Here is a 16,197-nt window from a genome sequence, read left to right as displayed (position 1 = left end):
ATATTACGCGTTTTTATGATTTTAGCGACCTTTCTCAGTCTATTCTGATTATTTCGCTTCAAATCCTTCTGCGACTGCATCCGCAAAGTTTTCTTCTACGATGCTTGCACAGTGGTCACAGATAACTGCATGGTAACTGCGTTCAGCAGTAGTTGGATCGATACGACGGCAACGGTCACAAACTTCACCTGCAGCGCGTTCAACTGTGAAGGCAACATCCTCAAAGCTAACTGCGCCTTCTGGAGCTGGTCCTTCAGCGATGGTCAATTCTGACACGATCAAGAGTTGAGCTACATTGCTATCCACCGCTCCAAGAAGAGTTTTCACCACTTCATTTGGATAAACTGCCAAGTGTGCTTCAAGTGATTTACCGATAACTTTGGCATTACGAGCTTCTTCCAAGGCTTTTTGAGCTTGTCCGCGGAAGTCCATGAAGGCTGCCCAGGTATCCAAGATCTCTTCTTGGTTGGCAAAAGTTTGAGCTTCTGGTAGTTCTGACAATTGCACGAAGTCTTCTGCTTCAAACTCAAGATATGACCAGATTTCTTCCGCAGTGTGAGGAAGGATTGGTGTCAAGAGTTTGGTGATTTTGACAAGAATGTCATAGAAGACTGTTTGCATTTGACAGCGTTCGAGTGATTTTGCACCTTCGATGTAGACAACATCTTTGGCAAAATCAAGGTAGAAGGCTGACAAGTCAACATTGATAAAGTTTACCAAGGCCTTGTAGATTGTCAAGAATTCAAAGTTAGCATAAGCGTCACGAATGGTCTTGACAAGTTGGTTAAAGCGGATAGTCATGTACTTATCAACAGAACGAAGTTCTGGGTACGCTACAGTATCCTCAACTGGGTTAAAGTCAGATGTATTGGCAATCAAGAAACGAAGGGTGTTACGGATCTTACGGTAGGTTTCAGAGACTTGGCTCAAGATATCCATAGAAATACGCACGTCGTTGCTTGAGTCAACACTTGTTACCCAGAGGCGCAAGATTTCCGCACCAAATTGTTTTTCAACATCGCTTGGAGCAATGGTATTCCCAAGAGATTTAGACATCTTTTCACCTTTACCATCAAGGGCAAAACCTTGTGACAAGATTTGTTTGTATGGCGCTACGCCATGGTTGGCAACAGATGTGATGAGTGATGAGTTGAACCAACCACGGTATTGGTCAGAACCTTCCAGGTAAAGATCTGCTGGGTATTTGAGTTCTGGACGGTTGACCACCACTCCATTCCATGATGAACCTGAGTCAAACCAAACGTCCATGATGTCTGTTTCTTTTTTGAACTCGCCATTTGGTGAACCTGGATGGCTAAATCCATCTGGTAAGAGGTCTTTGGCATCACGTTCCCACCAGATGATAGAACCGTGTTCCTCAAAGAGTTGAGCCACGTGCTCGATCGTTTCAGCTGTCATGATTGGTGTACCGTCTTCTGCATAGAAGATAGGAAGTGGAACTCCCCAAGCACGTTGACGAGAGATGACCCAGTCCCCACGATCACGGATCATGTTGTAAAGGCGCACTTTACCCCATTCTGAATGGAATTTCACTTTTTCAATTTCGTCCAAGATTTCTTGGCGGAATTTTGATACAGAGGCAAACCATTGTGGTACTGCACGCCAGATGATTGGTTTTTTCGTACGCCAGTCAAATGGGTATGAGTGTGAAATTTCTTCTTGAGCAAGGAGCAAATCGCCCAGTTTTTCGATAACAGTTGGTACAACCTTGTCATAGAATTGACCTTCAAAGTCAGAGCCAGCATTGGCCATCATAATACCGCGTTCGTTAACTGTTACAGCAACTTCAAGGCCGTTAGCAACACCGACATTGTAGTCATCCTCACCAAAACCAGGGGCTGTATGGACGATACCTGTACCAGAGTCAGTCGTAACGTGGTCACCAAGAATCACCAACTCATCTACAGCTGTATCCCATGGGTGAACTGTCACAATGTGGTTCAATTCTTGACCACGGTAGGTCGCCAAAACTTGAACATCAGCCCAGCCAAATTTCTCAGAAAGGCTGATCAACAATTCTGAAGCAACCACAAACTTACGAGCTTCACCAGCTGGTTGTACCAATACATAATCAATATCTGCTCCAACTGTCAAACCACGAGAAGCTGTGATGGTAAATGGAGTTGTTGTCCAAACAACGATATACGTATCTGTATCTAGAACACCTTTACCATCTTTTACCTTGTTGGCATAGTAAAGGGAAGTTGAAAGCAAGTCATGGTATTCAATTTCCGCTTCAGCAAGGGCTGATTCAGATGACCATGACCAATAAACTGGCTTGGCACCACGGTAGATATAACCTTTGTTTGCCATTTCACCAAAGACACGGATTTGAGCCGCTTCATAGTCTGGAGTCAAAGTCACATAAGGATTTTCCCAGTCACCAGAAACCCCCAAACGCTTAAAGTCTTCTCGTTGTTTATCAACTTGAGAAAGAGCATACTCGCGGCAAAGTTTCAAGTACTCAACCAAATCCATTTCTTTACGTTTAACACCTTGTTTTGCCAAAACTTGCTCGATTGGTAGACCATGTGTATCCCAACCTGGAATATAAGGCGCATAAAAACCTGACATTGATTTTGAACGAACAATAATATCTTTAGAAATCTTGTTCATGGCGTGCCCAACGTGGATATTTCCGTTGGCATAGGGAGGTCCATCATGCAAGGTGAAATGCGGTTTTCCTTGATTCAATTCTTGACGACGTTGGTAAAGTTTCGCTTCGTCCCACTCTTTTTGCCATAGTGGTTCTTTAGTAGGAAGTCCAGCACGCATTGGAAATTCAGTTTTTCCAAGATTTAGGGTATCTTTGAGTTTCATTATATCTCCTTTATTATATAGACAAATTAAAAACCACGAATCGCTAAAAAGGACGAAAATCGTGGTACCACCTTTGTTCGGAAAAAGACTTTGTCTTTTCCCCTCTTGTCCCGTAACGTGGGAAACGTCCAGCCTTACTGCTTTCAGACTGGATTGCTTGAGAGGATAATCTGACCACTAGGGATTGCAGGACTCACACCATCTCCTACTCGCTGGAAATATAGTTGGTCAGATCTTGTTCTCACATTTATTTCTTATAATATTGTAACAGATTCTTGTTGTGCTCCATGGCTAGTAGTTGAAGAAGCAGTTCCAGTTGCTGATGGCGATACTGAGAAATACTCTGTCACGATTTCTGAATCCTCATGTCGTGGCTCAACTGAATGAGACTGTATCTCTTCTACAAGCGTATCGATGTCTAACACATGATTTTCCGCTTGACTGTTAGCCTGCTGAGCTTCAAACTCAGCTAATTCTTTGTTACCTGCTTCGATGCGGGCTTGTAACTCAGCCATTTCTTCAGGTGAAAATTGGCGAGTCACATCAATCGGCTCTTCTTCTGGTTGCGAAGGAACAGCTTCTCCCAAGACCTCTCCTACAACTTCCTTAAAGGCTTCATCACTTGTTTGGAGATAAGTCGCAGTCGGACGAAGAATGTCTTCCCAATCTGAAGATTCGACAATTGCCAACTGGCTCTCAATCGTAGATTTGAGACGTTGATGAAATACACGGCTTTTGTTTTTCAATTCCTCTGTCTCAACAGCTACTTTCTTAGCATTATCCGTTGCCTGACGTAGGATTTCATTAGCCTTGTACTTTGCCTCTTCAAGAAGGCGCTGGGCATCTTGCTCAGCCTGTTGAATAATATTGTTTGAGCGCTCTTGAGCAGCTTGCTTTACACGTTCAGCCGTATCTTGAGCAATCAAAACAGACTGGCTCAAAGAATCTTTCATCTCATCAAAGTAAGATAAGCGCTCTTCTAAACTTCTAATGTGTCTTTCCATTTCGTGATTATTGCGAACTAAGTCCTCGTAATCACGAACAACAATATCAAGAAATTCATCTACTTCTTCTGGATCAAACCCTCTGAATTTCGTAGAAAAGGTTTTATCTTTAATTTCTAATGATGTAATTGGCATACTTTTCCTCACTTACTTAATAATAATTGGATAGTCAGTTTTATCTTATCCCTTTTAGTTTGCCCATTTTCTTTGACAATCTTCAGACGACCAAACTTTCTCACACTAATCAAATCCCCTACAGCTACTAGATAATCTAATTTTTCAATGGGGTGGTAGTTTACCTGAACAGATTTTTTCTCTATGAGTTGACTAGCCTGCTTTCTGGATAATTTCAAGACACTTGATAAGAGGGCATCCAAACGAAAACTGGAAATCAAAATCTCTTGTTCTTGATAATTGATCTCAGATATGATTTTATCGGTGAAAGGACATTCCTCCAGCGACACAGGTAGTCTGGCAATCTTTTGTATCCCGTCCTGAAACAGAGGGATAAAATCACGATTGACAAAAATCTGTGCTCTCTTTTCATCTACCAAGATATCACCAAAGAGCTTACGATCAATTCCTAGTTGATTGATGATTGTCCCCAAAATCTTTGCATGTGTTAGCTGTTCAAATCTACTTGGATAACGGATCTCTAGCAATGCCATTTCAAAATCTGACAGTGTCGGACTGAAATAGTCCGGATACAGAAGGACACGGACAAATTCCGTATGGATATATTCTCCGCTACTCACACAGCCCAGTCCATAGGTCCCAGCCAAAACCCTCAATATATGTTCCTGATGCGGGTTGACAAAAGCAGTGAGGACAGGAGTATAAGTATCTTCCACCCGCTTGATCCACTCTAATCCCTTATCAATAAAGGGAGCATCAGCAAGGGAAAAGTGCTGGTAAATCGCTTTATTTGTCATCATATTATCAACAAGAAACGAATCAAGCTGTCACCCAAAAAACGGACGATTAAGATTGCCAGCCAAATGGATAAATCCAAACCTCCAAATTGTAAAGGTAAACGGCGAAGTGGATCAACAATCGGTCTAACAAGCTTTTCCAGTAAACGTTCTAGTGAACTACCATAAGAATTTGGAAACCAAGAGAGGAGTGCATAGATTAACAAAAGCAGGGAATAGATATTCACTGCATTTTGGATCAGACGAATTAGAAAAATCATTATTTCGCTCTACTTCGTTTAATATCAAAACCAAATTCTGCACTTTGAGAATCATCAGGTAACTTGATATCTTCAATATTCACAACCACATTGACTGGTGTCAACAAATATATTGTACTCGCAACTTTTTTCAGATTACCTGCCAAAACATGACGGGCACCGTCCAGATAGTCTAGACAACGACGAGCCTGAACCTCTGTCATGTACTGGAAGTCAATCAAGATACTCTCATTTCCAGCCAATAAATCCACAATCTCTGTTGCATCCTCATATTTTCTAGGATAACGAACATCAATCGTTACTTTTTCATCTGTACGATGACTTTGCATAGCCAATTCTTGTTGACGAGCATGTAAGCGAGTGATGTTGGCATCTTTTGAAGTGGTTGATTGAAACTGCGCTGGCAGTTCTTTAGAAGCTGAACTACTCGATGAAGCAATCATCTGTTCATCCTGAGGTTGATAAGTCGCAGTTGTTTCTTCCCCATCTTCTGTAAAATAATCTATAAATTTATCAAATCTATCTTTTAAAGACATAGATCTCTCCTATTTAAAAAATGCTGTGCCAATTCGAACAAAGGTCGAACCAAATTGAATCGCTTCCTTATAGTCACGACTCATGCCCATGCTCAACTCTGTCATCGGCATATTAGGAATTTGTTTTTCCCTAATTTCCGCTTGCAGTTCCTGAGTTTTCTTGAAAATTTGTTTCAATTCATCAGAATCTGCCTCAAAAGGAGCCATGGTCATCAAACCAACATACTCAATCTGATCTAGCTGAGCCAAGTCCGGCAAAAGTTCTAGTAATTCTTCTTTTGAAAAACCGTGCTTGCTTTCTTCTCCTGAAATATTGACCTGTAGGAAACACTTGATAACATGATCTGTCCTCTTTTGAATCTCCTGTGCCAATTTAAGGGAATCTAAAGCATGAAAGTAATCCACAAAAGGGATTACTTCTTTAACCTTCCGTCTTTGTAGCGTTCCAATCAAATGCCAAGTGACAGGGAATTCTTTTAACGTCTGATATTTTTCTAAAAATTTATCAACACGATTTTCACCAATATGATGAACACCCAGGGGAAGCAAGGCTTCCGCTGTTTTTACGTCCACATATTTCGTCACTGCAATAATTGAAACAGAAGCTGGATCACGATTGGCTTCTCGGCTAGCTTCAGCGACCTGCTGAAAAACGAACTCCGTATTTTTTTTCAAATCCATTGATTAACGATTCTTGAAGAATGGAGGTGTGTCCAACTCATCTTCGTCCTGATAAGTCGGTGCTTCGAAACGTTCTACAGGTGATACGACTGAATCAGTTTGACGAACGATTGATTCACGACGCAAGTCCCAATCACCAAAAGCAGAAGATTGACTTGTTTCAAAACGTCGTTGGCTTTGTTTTGGTAATTCCGCTGTATCTTCTAGGTCAAAATGACGATCAAAATTTTGAGGGTGCGGTTGTCTTGAGGCTTCACGACGAGCCGCTTGTTTTACTGGAGAACCAACAACTTTTTCTACACGTTCTTGACGAACACCAGTCGCTACAACTGTTACACGGATTTCATCTTTCATGCTTTCGTCGATTGATGTTCCAAGCCAGATATTCACTCCTTGACCAGCTGCTTGGTTGACGATTTCTGAAGCTTCTTCCGCTTCAATCAAGGTCAAATCAAGACCACCAGTAACGTTGACAATGACATCTTCAGCACCGTCAATGGTTGTTTCAAGAAGTGGTGAGTAAATCGCTTTACGAGCCGCTTCAACGACACGCTCTTCTCCACTGCCAATACCGATACCCATGAGGGCATTCCCTTTGTTTGCCATGACAGTTTTCACATCGGCAAAGTCAAGGTTGATCAAACCTGGGTTGGTAATCAAGTCTGTAATCCCTTGAACACCTTGGCGAAGGACGTTATCTGCCTCGCTAAGAGCTTCAAGAAGTGGTGTTTTCTTGTCAACAATCTCTAGCAAGTTGTTGTTTGAGATAATCAATAGAGTATCAACATGCTCGCGAAGTTCGTTGATTCCTTCTACAGCGTACTGACCACGTTTGCTTCCTTCAAATCCGAAAGGTCGTGTCACAACACCAACTGTAAGAGCTCCAAGATCTTTTGCAATGCGGGCAATAACTGGGGCAGCACCTGTTCCAGATCCTCCACCCATACCAGCAGTGATGAAAACCATGTCTGCTCCGCTAATTGCTGCTGTCAATGCTTCTTCGCTTTCTTCAGCAGCTTTACGTCCAACTTCTGGACGACCACCAGCACCCAAACCACGAGTCAACTTTGGTCCGAGTTGGATAACTGTTTCAGCTTTTGTACTGCTTAAGGCTTGTACGTCTGTGTTCGCTGCAATGAATTCTACGCCTGAAACACCTTCGTCGATCATGCGGTTAATAGCATTACCACCGCCTCCACCGACACCAATTACTTTAATAACTGCACCTTGAGCAGCTGCTGTATCAAATGAAAATGACATAATTTCTTTTCCTCTTTTATTCATCAAACATTTTTATTCATCAAACATGCTTCCGATCAAGCTACGGAAACGGTCTGTTAATTTCGGTTTATCTTGAGAACTTGCTTGGAATTCGTCTCTTGGAGCAAGGCCACTGTCAGATGTGATTTCAGTTGCTGCAGTAGCTGGTTGCACTGGAGTTGTTTGTATAATCGGTGTCACACTTTGATTTGAAACACCAAAATTAATTGGTTTCTGGCGAAGGAATTCATCTCCTCTGACTGCCTTTTGAGCCAGGAGATTCACTTCTGTCAATTTACCAGCAAACTCAGACAAGCTGATTACATGTGCAAAAGCAGGGTTGCGAATTCCCACTTGATTTGGCACATAGAGTTTCACTCGAACACCGAACACTTCTTGCGCCAATTCGACAACTCCTGGTAAAATCGCATTTCCGCCGATCAGAACGATACCACCTGGTAGATCCAACAAGTGTCTTCTGTCTAACTCCTGTTTAATTTGATCAAAAATATGTTTGATACGTGCTGAAATAATTTCTGCCAAGTAGCTTTCTGTCACTTCAACAGGCTCTACTTCACCAATGACTTCTACTTGGAAAGTCTCGTTACTTGCTAGTGGAACATAAGCTTCACCATAGTTTAGTTTCAAACTTTCTGCGATTTTTTGGGAAGTTTTTAAGACTTTGGAAATGTCTTTAGTGACATATTCTCCACCTTCTTGGTAGATATTTGTAAATTGCAATTCTTGATTGCGAATAGTTGCAACTGTAGTCTGCCCACCACCCATATCAATCACTGTCGCGCCAAACTCACGTTCTCCCTCGTTGAGAACTGAATTTACAATCGCTAATGGTGAGATGATGACGTTGTCAACATGGATTCCCACACGCTCCACGGTTTTACGAAGGTTATGAAGAATGGTACGAGGTCCTGTGTAAAGTAAGCCACGCATTTCCAAACGCACTCCCATCATGCCACGAGGGTCACGAATACCTTGGAAACCATCCACGATAAACTCTTCAGGAATGAACGTAATCACTTCACGGTCAGGAGTCATGCTCTTTGTCAAAGCTGATTTGACAACATTTTCAACATCCTGATCTGTAATTTCTTTTGTATCTGATGTTACAGGAATCATTCCTTGAGTTGGTTCAACCTGCAAGAGGTTTGCTGGTAAACCAACATTGACAGACTTGATTGAAATTCCTGCCTTCTCTTCTGCTTGGGAAATTGCGGATTTAATTGCTGAAGCAGCAGCCTCAATATCAACGATAATCCCGTCTTTGACACCTTTACTCTTGGCATTGCTAACGCCAATTACATTTACTTCACCATCTCTATGTTCGGCAACCAGCACTTTGATGGAGCTAGTTCCGATATCTAAGCCTGTAAAAAAACCATCTCTAGTCATTACATTGCATCCTCTCTGTCTTCCAAGTTTCTCACTTCTATTTTCAATAACTGTGACGAGACACAGCTATTCACAAAATATTATAACACAAAAAATCCAATCGTGCTTAGTTTTTCATAAATTTCCTCTAGGTTTTTTGTAAAAGTCTTTTAAATAATTTTCTCAGGAGCAATCATTATTTTTATATCCTTACAGCTATATTTTGCATATTTAATCAAAAAAAGAGAAGGCCTTCTTAGGCTTTCTCTTGAATCATTTTTTCTGCTCTTTGTTGCAAAAAGACCTCTACTACTTTTGCAGTCAAGCTGATAGCTGCTACCAACACACTGGACACGATGAGGTAGTTAGCCAATAGTCCGTGATTCCCCACTAGTGGTGGTTTATTTAAAAATCCATAATCTCCACCTACAACCAAGTTGACAACACCTATCAAGGCATTTAGAGAAAATGTAATCACTGTCACATTTTTCAAATTGAGCAGGGAAGCTTCATAATTCTTAAACAAGTATAGGAGCGCATTCCCCAAAAGTGCCACGTGCCCGATGATAAAGGACAGGATGGTCACATGCGGAAACGGATAAGGGTCAAAGAGTGGGTAAGCCAGAGCTGCTGTTGCTCCAAAGGTTCCTAGAAGGGCAAAGTATTGCTTGTACTTGGAAGTCCCTGGAATCAAGAGCATGACAAACATGGCGATACGGCAATGATAGAAGGGCAAACTTTCTGATAAGGGCATTTGATTCCCCCAATACCAGCTATACAGAACAATCAATTGAAGAGACTGAAGGATCTGAATAAAGCGCTGGTAAGCCACCTTGTCGCGAAAGCGATAAGAAGCATAGAAAGTAAGAGCCAATAAACATAACAAACCAATATACCAGTGGAGTTCAAACTGGGGCGGTTCTGATATCTGTGTGGTAAATAATTGTTCCCACAAATTCATATTCTATTCCTCGTTCATCTAGCCGGAGCAGTAGAAAAGTCACTGCTCGACCTTTTTAATTTTTTTGAAAAAGCTTGATTCTATACCATGCATAGAATACTTGCGACTTAAATTCGCAACCTATTATATCATTTGTCTCGCAGAAATGCACCTTGCAGACACCCTTTTTTGATTTGCAGACTTCTCTAGCATAACCTAATCAATATATTGCTCTCTTTGTCCCTGATAAACCTGCCAAAGAATCTCCATCTGCTCCTTGGTGATGCGCTTTTCAGACAAGGTTGTCAGTTGGTCAATGGCAAAAAATTGAAGGTCAGCAATCTCTTGATTTTCTTGAAATTGTCCGTCAAAAAGTTGGCATTCAAACACAAACTTTGCATATTGTTTGCTCTGTAGTTGGAAACGATTGGTATCAAAAACTGCAAGTAACCTTTCAGTTTTTGCTGTAAAACCGGTTTCTTCTTCAATTTCCTTGAGAATATTTTCAGTTGGAGAATAGCCGACTTCACCAAATCCACCTGGCAAAGCCCAACTATCCTCTCCTTTTCCTCTAACTAAACAGACTTTTTCATCCTCAACAATCCAAGCACGGACGTCCATCAGAGGAGTCACGTAAGCGGAAGTTGGTTTCAAGACTTCTGCCACTTCTTCTGCATTGAGATCTGATACCTGATTCAACATTTCGCTAAACAGACTTCGCAAGTCCTCGTAGCGCTCGCGGTCAAAAGGATCTTTTGTAAAGATTAATCCAGTATCCGTAATGGCTAGCATTCTTTGCAGATACTGGGTAAAATCACTTGCATTCGTTTTCTAAACTTTCTACCAACTTGGCTAGATTCATGGAGTTAGAGCCTTTAAGCAGGATTTGGTCATTGGCACCGAGGCTTTCCTTAACCCGCTTGACAAGGCCTTCAAATTGGTCCTCGCCAGCTGTTTTTTTGAAGTAATAAACGTGGCCGATTGGGAACATTTGACTGGCCAGTTGAGCCAATTCAGCAATGTCTTCTCCATAGAAAATAACAGTATCAAGCACATCTGGCGATAGGCTCAGAATCATCTGGTTATGGAGTTGGATAGATTGGTCACCAAGTTCCTTCATATCCGCCAAAACTGCTATTTTCTTGCCCCCTTCATTGGCTGGAATAGCAGAGAAAGTCTCTAAAATTAGCTTCATGGCTGTTGGATTGGCATTGTAAACATCTGACAGAATATCTGCTCCGTTGGCAGCTTTCTTCCACTCGGTACGGTTACGAGTCAATTCAAGATTTTGGAAAGCCTGACGAATCTGCTCCTCTGAAACTCCTTCTTGTAGAGCCACATAAGCAGCTATCATAGCATTGGTTGCATTGTACTTACCAGTCACTGGCAAATCGAGGGTTTGTCCCAAGAAATTAGCTTTAAAGGTCAGACTATCCTTGCGCTCAACCAAGTCTGTTATTTCTAGCTCTGCTCCTTGACCAAAACGAACCACCTTTTTATCAGTAGGCAAGTAGGCCTCTACAATAGGGTCGGCTGGTGCTAAAAGCAGGGAACCTGAAGCCATACCATCTGCAATTTGCATTTTCCCCTTAGCAATCTCAGAACGGTCTTTGAAAAAGGCCAAATGGGCTTCTCCAACCAAGGTCACGATGGCTGTCTTGGGGTGAGCTAATTCAGACAAGAGATGAATATCTCCCAAGTGATCCTGCCCCATCTCCAAGACCAACTTTTCTGTCCCCTCAGGCATGTGAAGAACCGTGTAAGGAAGGCCAATCTCGTTATTGTAATTTCCTTGAGTTTTGTAGGTCTTGTAGGTTGTTGATAGCAAGTGCGCTAACATATCCTTGGTCGTTGTCTTGCCATTTGAACCCGTCACTGCAAAGACATCAACCGCTGTTTTTTCAAGATAGTAGGCAGCGAGGGTTTGAAAGGCAGACAACACGTCGTCTACTAGAATGTAGGGATGACCTTCTACTTCCTTCTCAGAGAGGGTTACTGCTGCACCATTTTCAAAAGCTGTTTCGATAAAGTCATGACCATCACGCGCACCTTTGAGTGGCACAAACAAATCACCTGGCCCAATCAAACGACTGTCAAACTCAGCTTTTTCTAACTGAACGTCCGCAAAAAGACTAACATCATTTTTAGCTCCAACAGCTTGGGCTACTTCGTGGATTGTTAATTTCATTTCTACTCCTTTAAAAAGGGTTGAAGTCCGAGAACTTCATTCACCTAGCAGGTGGCGGTTCTGGCTTCTACCCTCTCTTTCATTTTTATAGCAAATGCGCTTCGCGCTTGTCAAAGCTTTCCTTAGCAAGGTCAACCAAACGCTCGATTAGTTCTGGGTAGCTGATTCCCATATTGTCCCAAAGTAGTGGATACATAGACCACTGGGTGAAACCTGGCATGGTATTGAGCTCGTTTAGGAAAATCTCGCCCTTATCTGTATAGAAGAAATCACAACGAGACAGACCGAGACCACCAATCGCACGGAAGGCTGTTTCTGCATTTTGACGCATGACAGCTACCACATCATCACTGATTCTAGCTGGGATATCCATGGTAATCTTGTTATCGATATACTTGGCATCATAGTCATAAAAGGCAACATCCTTGACCACTTCACCAGGAAGCGTGCTCTTCACATCGTAGTTGCCCAAGAGACCAATCTCGATTTCACGGGCATTTACTCCTTGCTCAACCAAGACACGGCTGTCATATTGGAAGGCAAGTTTCAATGCTTGACGGAGTTCCTCTTGATTTTCAGACTTAGAAATACCGACACTAGAACCCATGTTTGATGGCTTAGTAAAGACTGGATAAGTCAACTTTTCCTCAACTTCAGCGATTTTAGAGGTCACATCATCGCCTTCAACGATGGCCACATAAGGAACTTGAGCAATTCCTACTGATTCTAAAACACGCTTAGTCGTGATTTTATCCATGGCAAGACTGGATGACAAGATGTTGCAACCTACATAAGGCATTTTCAAGACTTCCAAGAATCCTTGAACAGAGCCATCTTCTCCCATCGGGCCATGAAAAACTGGAAAGACTACTGCACCTTCTTCGTATATGGCACTTGGCGCGATTTTCTTGTCCCAGTCAATGGTCGCATTGGTCATGAGACGTTCCTCTTGACCTGGAGTCTGGCTAAATTCTTGCGTTTTGATAAAGTCACCTGACTGGCTGATGAAGAAAGTCTTGACTGTGAAACGGTCGTAGTTGACCGCACGCATAACACTTTCAGCTGAAAGGACAGAGACTTCACGCTCTGCACTCCGCCCACCGTATAAAAGAATAATTGTTTGTTTCATATTACTGTCCTATTTTCTAATAGAATACTCGCACCTTAGTATATCATATTTACTTCTTTTTTGAAACTTGAACATGGTACTAGTAGTAAAGAAATATAAAAAGAGACCGATAACGACAAACTCGGTCTCCCCGTTCTTGTATAAATGAATTGAGTTCGTAAATTTGTTTACTCCTACAACTCTGTCCGATTTTCAATGGCTCGTAAGAGTGTGACCTCATCCGCATACTCGATATCTGCTCCCACGGCTAGTCCTCGTGCTAGACGAGTGACTTTGATACCAGCTGGCTTGAGAAGACGAGAGAGATACATAGATGTCGCTTCTCCATCTGCTGTCGCATTGGTTGCCACGATCACCTCTGAAACCTCACTATCCATGAGACGGGTCATAAGACTCTTGAGATTGATATCGTCTGGACTGATGCCATTCATAGGAGAAATGAGACCATGCAAGACATGATAGAGTCCGTGGTATTCTTGGATGTTTTCCATAGCTGCAACATCGCGACTATCTTCTAGCACTAAGATTGTTGTCTGATCACGAGTCGGATCTGTACAGATCGAGCAAGGGTCATCATCGGTCAAGCGACCACAGATGGAACAATAGGTCAATTCCCGTTTAGCAGATAAGAGATTTTTGGCAAATTCATTGACATCGTCATCAGACATTCCAATAGTATAGAAGGCTAAGCGGGTAGCCGTTTTAATCCCGATACCTGGTAACTTTGAATAGCTATCAATCAGCTTGGCAATAGGTGTTGGATACAGCATAAGTTCCTTTCTAATTCATTGGATGGTGTTGGTGATAAAGATTGATAATGTCGCGTGCAATCGAAGGTCCGACACCGTTTGTAAGATTAGTGTTATGAGGAAAGACGACTGCGACAGCGATTTGGGGATTTTCGGTCGGTGCATAGGCGACTGCGTTGGTATTGTTGGCTTTTTGGCCGCCATTAACATAACTTTCGGCAGTACCTGTCTTTCCACTGATGGAAACGGCTGCGCCATTTGAAAAGGCACGACCAGTTGTCAGAGCGCTCGTTCCATGAGAAACTTGATAGAAACCTTGTTGCAAGATAGCCATATCTGCTTCTGAGATATTAACCTTGTTCATTTCCTTGGTAGCTGTTTCTTGAACTAGACTACCTAAGCCACCTTGGTCATTGTTTCCATAAACGCCTTCAACGATGTGGGGAGCCAATCGTACGCCGTTGTTTGCAATGGTCGCGACATACTGGGCTAACTGCATAGGTGTGTAGTTGTCAAACTGACCAAAAGCATTATTTAGATAGTTGGCCAAATCAAATTCTTTTGGTATAAATCCTGTTGATTCATCTGGAAGGTCAATCCCTGTTGAAGCTCCGAGTCCATATTCCCCGAAGGTTGATCGCAATTTGCCCATAGCTGTCTCTAGTTGACCCGTCGCTACCATCATATTGGGTTTATAGGTCTGTCCCATAATTCCCAAAGCTGTTTGCACCATGTAGGTATTGGATGAGTATTCCAAGGCTTCAACCGCTGTGATAGGAAAAGAACCGTAGGACAAGGTATACCATGAATTGATAGGAGCTGAACCTTGGAAAACAATCGGCTGGTCTGTCAAGGTTTGATTGCCTGACAAAACTCCATTTTCCCAACCAGAACTGATGGTTGCCGCCTTGACGACAGATCCTGGCACAAAGACATTGGTAACTGTCCCTAGGGAGTCTGAGCTCAATTTACCGGATTCGACATCATGCTTGATACCAGACATGGCTAGAACCGCTCCGGTTTTAGGATTTAGGGCTACAGCGTAGACTCCTTCAGAATACTTTGCTCCACCGTTACCCAACTCCGAGTTAAAGTAGCTCTTGAGTAGGTCATCCACACCATTCTGGAAAGCTAGGTCAATCGTTAGTTTGATATTGTTTCCTTTGCTTCCTTCCTCGACATTCTCCACACTTTCCATATTTCCGTGTTTGTCGAGATGCACTTCTTTGACAGAGCGTTTGCCTTGGAGAACATCTTCATATTGCTTTTCAAGATAAGAAGTTCCCACTCGGTCATTGAGAGAGTAGCCTTTCTTGAGATAAGCGTCAACTTCCTCAGCTGGAAGACCGGACTTCTCATTTGAAACACTACCGACGATAGACGATAGAGATGTGTCTAGTACTTTTCGGTCCCATGAGGTTGAAATGCTGATGCCTGGTAATTCCTTGGACGCTGATGCAACGAGAGCAACTTGGGTATCATCTAAGGCATCCGTAGAAATGGTTCCCGTCGCAAAATTTTCAACAGCATTGAGCTGACTAAAGAGATAGATTTCCTTTTTCTGGTCATCTGTATAATTGAGTTGACTCACGTCAATACTTTCAACCGCATTATTGTAGAGAGTCGCTTCAGATAAGCGATTTCCATCTGAATCCAGACGTTTGTCACTTGGCAGAGCCTCGACTGTTTTTTTGTAAATATCCTGGTCCGCCAAGTAATAATCTGCAATCTGACGGTCTGTCAGATTAGGGGAGGTTACATTCACATATGTGAGAAGTTTCTTGGCTGTCTCCTTCAATTCTGCTGCTGTCATTTTGTTGTTTCGGGTGAAAGAAACAACCTGCTTAACAGTGTTTTCTACCAAGGGTTTCCCTGTTGCATCATAAATCTGCCCTCGAGCTGAACTGGTTGTTACCCTTGTTTGGCTGGCTGAAGCCAATTTTGTTTCATAGAAATCTTTATTTAGCACCTGCATGTATAACAATCGACCAATAATGGTCATAAAGAGCAGGATGACAATGGCAAACAGTAAATTAAGCCGAATCGGAATCGAATGGCTATTGAATTTTCTCATACAACTAAGACTCTTTTCTAGAAAAATTTCCGATTTTCACCTTCATTTTCAGCTAAAATAATAGAGCAAACGGGTGAAGCTCAGTACTTTTCATTGTACCATATTTTGCGGAGAAACTCTTGGAAAAGTCGAAGCATTTTTTAACTTTTAACTGAAAATGCCTTTTTATTTAGTTATCCTATCTTCTATGATATAATGATGTTAATAAGCAGGC

The 16,197-nt window shown here is 42.2% G+C and carries 14 protein-coding genes; all 14 read right to left on the bottom strand.

Features of this window, described 5'->3' with window-relative positions:
- Positions 1–48: 48 nt before the first annotated feature.
- The 14 genes from ileS to pbp2b all read right to left on the bottom strand — a co-directional run bounded on the left by ileS (position 49) and on the right by pbp2b (position 15,983).
- Positions 49–2,841 carry an isoleucine--tRNA ligase gene (ileS, locus tag BLS46_RS00215; RefSeq protein WP_093584514.1) on the bottom strand — a complete coding sequence of 931 codons (2,793 nt, stop codon included), beginning with the start codon at positions 2,839–2,841 and terminating at the stop codon, positions 49–51.
- Between the two features lie 254 nt (positions 2,842–3,095).
- Entirely contained in the window at positions 3,096–3,980 is an 885-nt protein-coding gene (locus tag BLS46_RS00210; RefSeq protein WP_093584508.1) for a DivIVA domain-containing protein, read from the bottom strand.
- An 8-nt stretch (positions 3,981–3,988) separates the two neighbouring features.
- Positions 3,989–4,780 carry a YlmH family RNA-binding protein gene (locus tag BLS46_RS00205; RefSeq protein ID WP_093584498.1) on the bottom strand — a complete coding sequence of 264 codons (792 nt, stop codon included), beginning with the start codon at positions 4,778–4,780 and terminating at the stop codon, positions 3,989–3,991.
- Positions 4,777–5,037: a YggT family protein gene (locus BLS46_RS00200; RefSeq protein WP_000576498.1), complete on the bottom strand. Its 261-nt coding sequence runs from the start codon at positions 5,035–5,037 to the stop codon at positions 4,777–4,779. Before BLS46_RS00200 ends, BLS46_RS00205 begins: the two co-directional genes overlap by 4 nt.
- Positions 5,037–5,573 carry a cell division protein SepF gene (locus BLS46_RS00195; RefSeq protein ID WP_093584494.1) on the bottom strand — a complete coding sequence of 179 codons (537 nt, stop codon included), beginning with the start codon at positions 5,571–5,573 and terminating at the stop codon, positions 5,037–5,039. The genes BLS46_RS00200 and BLS46_RS00195 overlap by 1 nt, the downstream gene beginning before the upstream one ends.
- 9 nt (positions 5,574–5,582) lie before the next feature.
- Entirely contained in the window at positions 5,583–6,254 is a 672-nt protein-coding gene (locus tag BLS46_RS00190) for a YggS family pyridoxal phosphate-dependent enzyme (protein ID WP_000364414.1), read from the bottom strand.
- A 3-nt stretch (positions 6,255–6,257) separates the two neighbouring features.
- Entirely contained in the window at positions 6,258–7,514 is a 1,257-nt protein-coding gene (ftsZ, locus tag BLS46_RS00185) for a cell division protein FtsZ (RefSeq protein WP_093584491.1), read from the bottom strand.
- Between the two features lie 33 nt (positions 7,515–7,547).
- Complete coding sequence (gene ftsA, locus BLS46_RS00180) at positions 7,548–8,924, bottom strand: cell division protein FtsA (RefSeq protein WP_084976066.1); 1,377 nt, start codon at positions 8,922–8,924, stop codon at positions 7,548–7,550.
- A gap of 235 nt (positions 8,925–9,159) precedes the next feature.
- On the bottom strand, positions 9,160–9,864 hold the full coding sequence (locus BLS46_RS00175; RefSeq protein ID WP_084976065.1) for a YwaF family protein: 705 nt from the start codon (positions 9,862–9,864) through the stop codon (positions 9,160–9,162).
- A 195-nt stretch (positions 9,865–10,059) separates the two neighbouring features.
- Positions 10,060–10,635 carry an NUDIX hydrolase gene (locus BLS46_RS00170; protein ID WP_093584478.1) on the bottom strand — a complete coding sequence of 192 codons (576 nt, stop codon included), beginning with the start codon at positions 10,633–10,635 and terminating at the stop codon, positions 10,060–10,062.
- 22 nt (positions 10,636–10,657) lie between these two features.
- Positions 10,658–12,031 (bottom strand): UDP-N-acetylmuramoyl-tripeptide--D-alanyl-D-alanine ligase, encoded by a 1,374-nt coding sequence (murF, locus tag BLS46_RS00165; RefSeq protein ID WP_093584476.1) that lies wholly within the window; start codon positions 12,029–12,031, stop codon positions 10,658–10,660.
- A gap of 85 nt (positions 12,032–12,116) precedes the next feature.
- Positions 12,117–13,160 carry a D-alanine--D-alanine ligase gene (locus BLS46_RS00160; RefSeq protein ID WP_093584474.1) on the bottom strand — a complete coding sequence of 348 codons (1,044 nt, stop codon included), beginning with the start codon at positions 13,158–13,160 and terminating at the stop codon, positions 12,117–12,119.
- A gap of 173 nt (positions 13,161–13,333) precedes the next feature.
- Positions 13,334–13,930 carry a recombination mediator RecR gene (gene recR, locus BLS46_RS00155; RefSeq protein ID WP_000966754.1) on the bottom strand — a complete coding sequence of 199 codons (597 nt, stop codon included), beginning with the start codon at positions 13,928–13,930 and terminating at the stop codon, positions 13,334–13,336.
- 10 nt (positions 13,931–13,940) lie between these two features.
- Complete coding sequence (gene pbp2b, locus BLS46_RS00150) at positions 13,941–15,983, bottom strand: penicillin-binding protein PBP2B (RefSeq protein ID WP_093584472.1); 2,043 nt, start codon at positions 15,981–15,983, stop codon at positions 13,941–13,943.
- Between the last annotated feature and the right edge of the window lie 214 nt (positions 15,984–16,197).

Source organism: Streptococcus sp. NLAE-zl-C503 (genome assembly GCF_900104285.1).
Classification (GTDB): domain Bacteria; phylum Bacillota; class Bacilli; order Lactobacillales; family Streptococcaceae; genus Streptococcus.
The sequence above is the reverse complement of the archived record's forward strand: the minus strand, read 5'-3'. Positions and strand labels throughout refer to the sequence as shown.

What these genes read in the sequence shown, in the direction of transcription:
- ileS (WP_093584514.1), bottom strand. Translation starts at nt 2,841, where the DNA reads ATGAAACTCAAAGATACCCTAAATCTTGGAAAAACTGAATTTCCAATG.
- BLS46_RS00210 (WP_093584508.1), bottom strand. Translation starts at nt 3,980, where the DNA reads ATGCCAATTACATCATTAGAAATTAAAGATAAAACCTTTTCTACGAAA.
- BLS46_RS00205 (WP_093584498.1), bottom strand. Translation starts at nt 4,780, where the DNA reads ATGATGACAAATAAAGCGATTTACCAGCACTTTTCCCTTGCTGATGCT.
- BLS46_RS00200 (WP_000576498.1), bottom strand. Translation starts at nt 5,037, where the DNA reads ATGATTTTTCTAATTCGTCTGATCCAAAATGCAGTGAATATCTATTCC.
- BLS46_RS00195 (WP_093584494.1), bottom strand. Translation starts at nt 5,573, where the DNA reads ATGTCTTTAAAAGATAGATTTGATAAATTTATAGATTATTTTACAGAA.
- BLS46_RS00190 (WP_000364414.1), bottom strand. Translation starts at nt 6,254, where the DNA reads ATGGATTTGAAAAAAAATACGGAGTTCGTTTTTCAGCAGGTCGCTGAA.
- ftsZ (WP_093584491.1), bottom strand. Translation starts at nt 7,514, where the DNA reads ATGTCATTTTCATTTGATACAGCAGCTGCTCAAGGTGCAGTTATTAAA.
- ftsA (WP_084976066.1), bottom strand. Translation starts at nt 8,924, where the DNA reads ATGACTAGAGATGGTTTTTTTACAGGCTTAGATATCGGAACTAGCTCC.
- BLS46_RS00175 (WP_084976065.1), bottom strand. Translation starts at nt 9,864, where the DNA reads ATGAATTTGTGGGAACAATTATTTACCACACAGATATCAGAACCGCCC.
- BLS46_RS00170 (WP_093584478.1), bottom strand. Translation starts at nt 10,635, where the DNA reads ATGCTAGCCATTACGGATACTGGATTAATCTTTACAAAAGATCCTTTT.
- murF (WP_093584476.1), bottom strand. Translation starts at nt 12,031, where the DNA reads ATGAAATTAACAATCCACGAAGTAGCCCAAGCTGTTGGAGCTAAAAAT.
- BLS46_RS00160 (WP_093584474.1), bottom strand. Translation starts at nt 13,160, where the DNA reads ATGAAACAAACAATTATTCTTTTATACGGTGGGCGGAGTGCAGAGCGT.
- recR (WP_000966754.1), bottom strand. Translation starts at nt 13,930, where the DNA reads ATGCTGTATCCAACACCTATTGCCAAGCTGATTGATAGCTATTCAAAG.
- pbp2b (WP_093584472.1), bottom strand. Translation starts at nt 15,983, where the DNA reads ATGAGAAAATTCAATAGCCATTCGATTCCGATTCGGCTTAATTTACTG.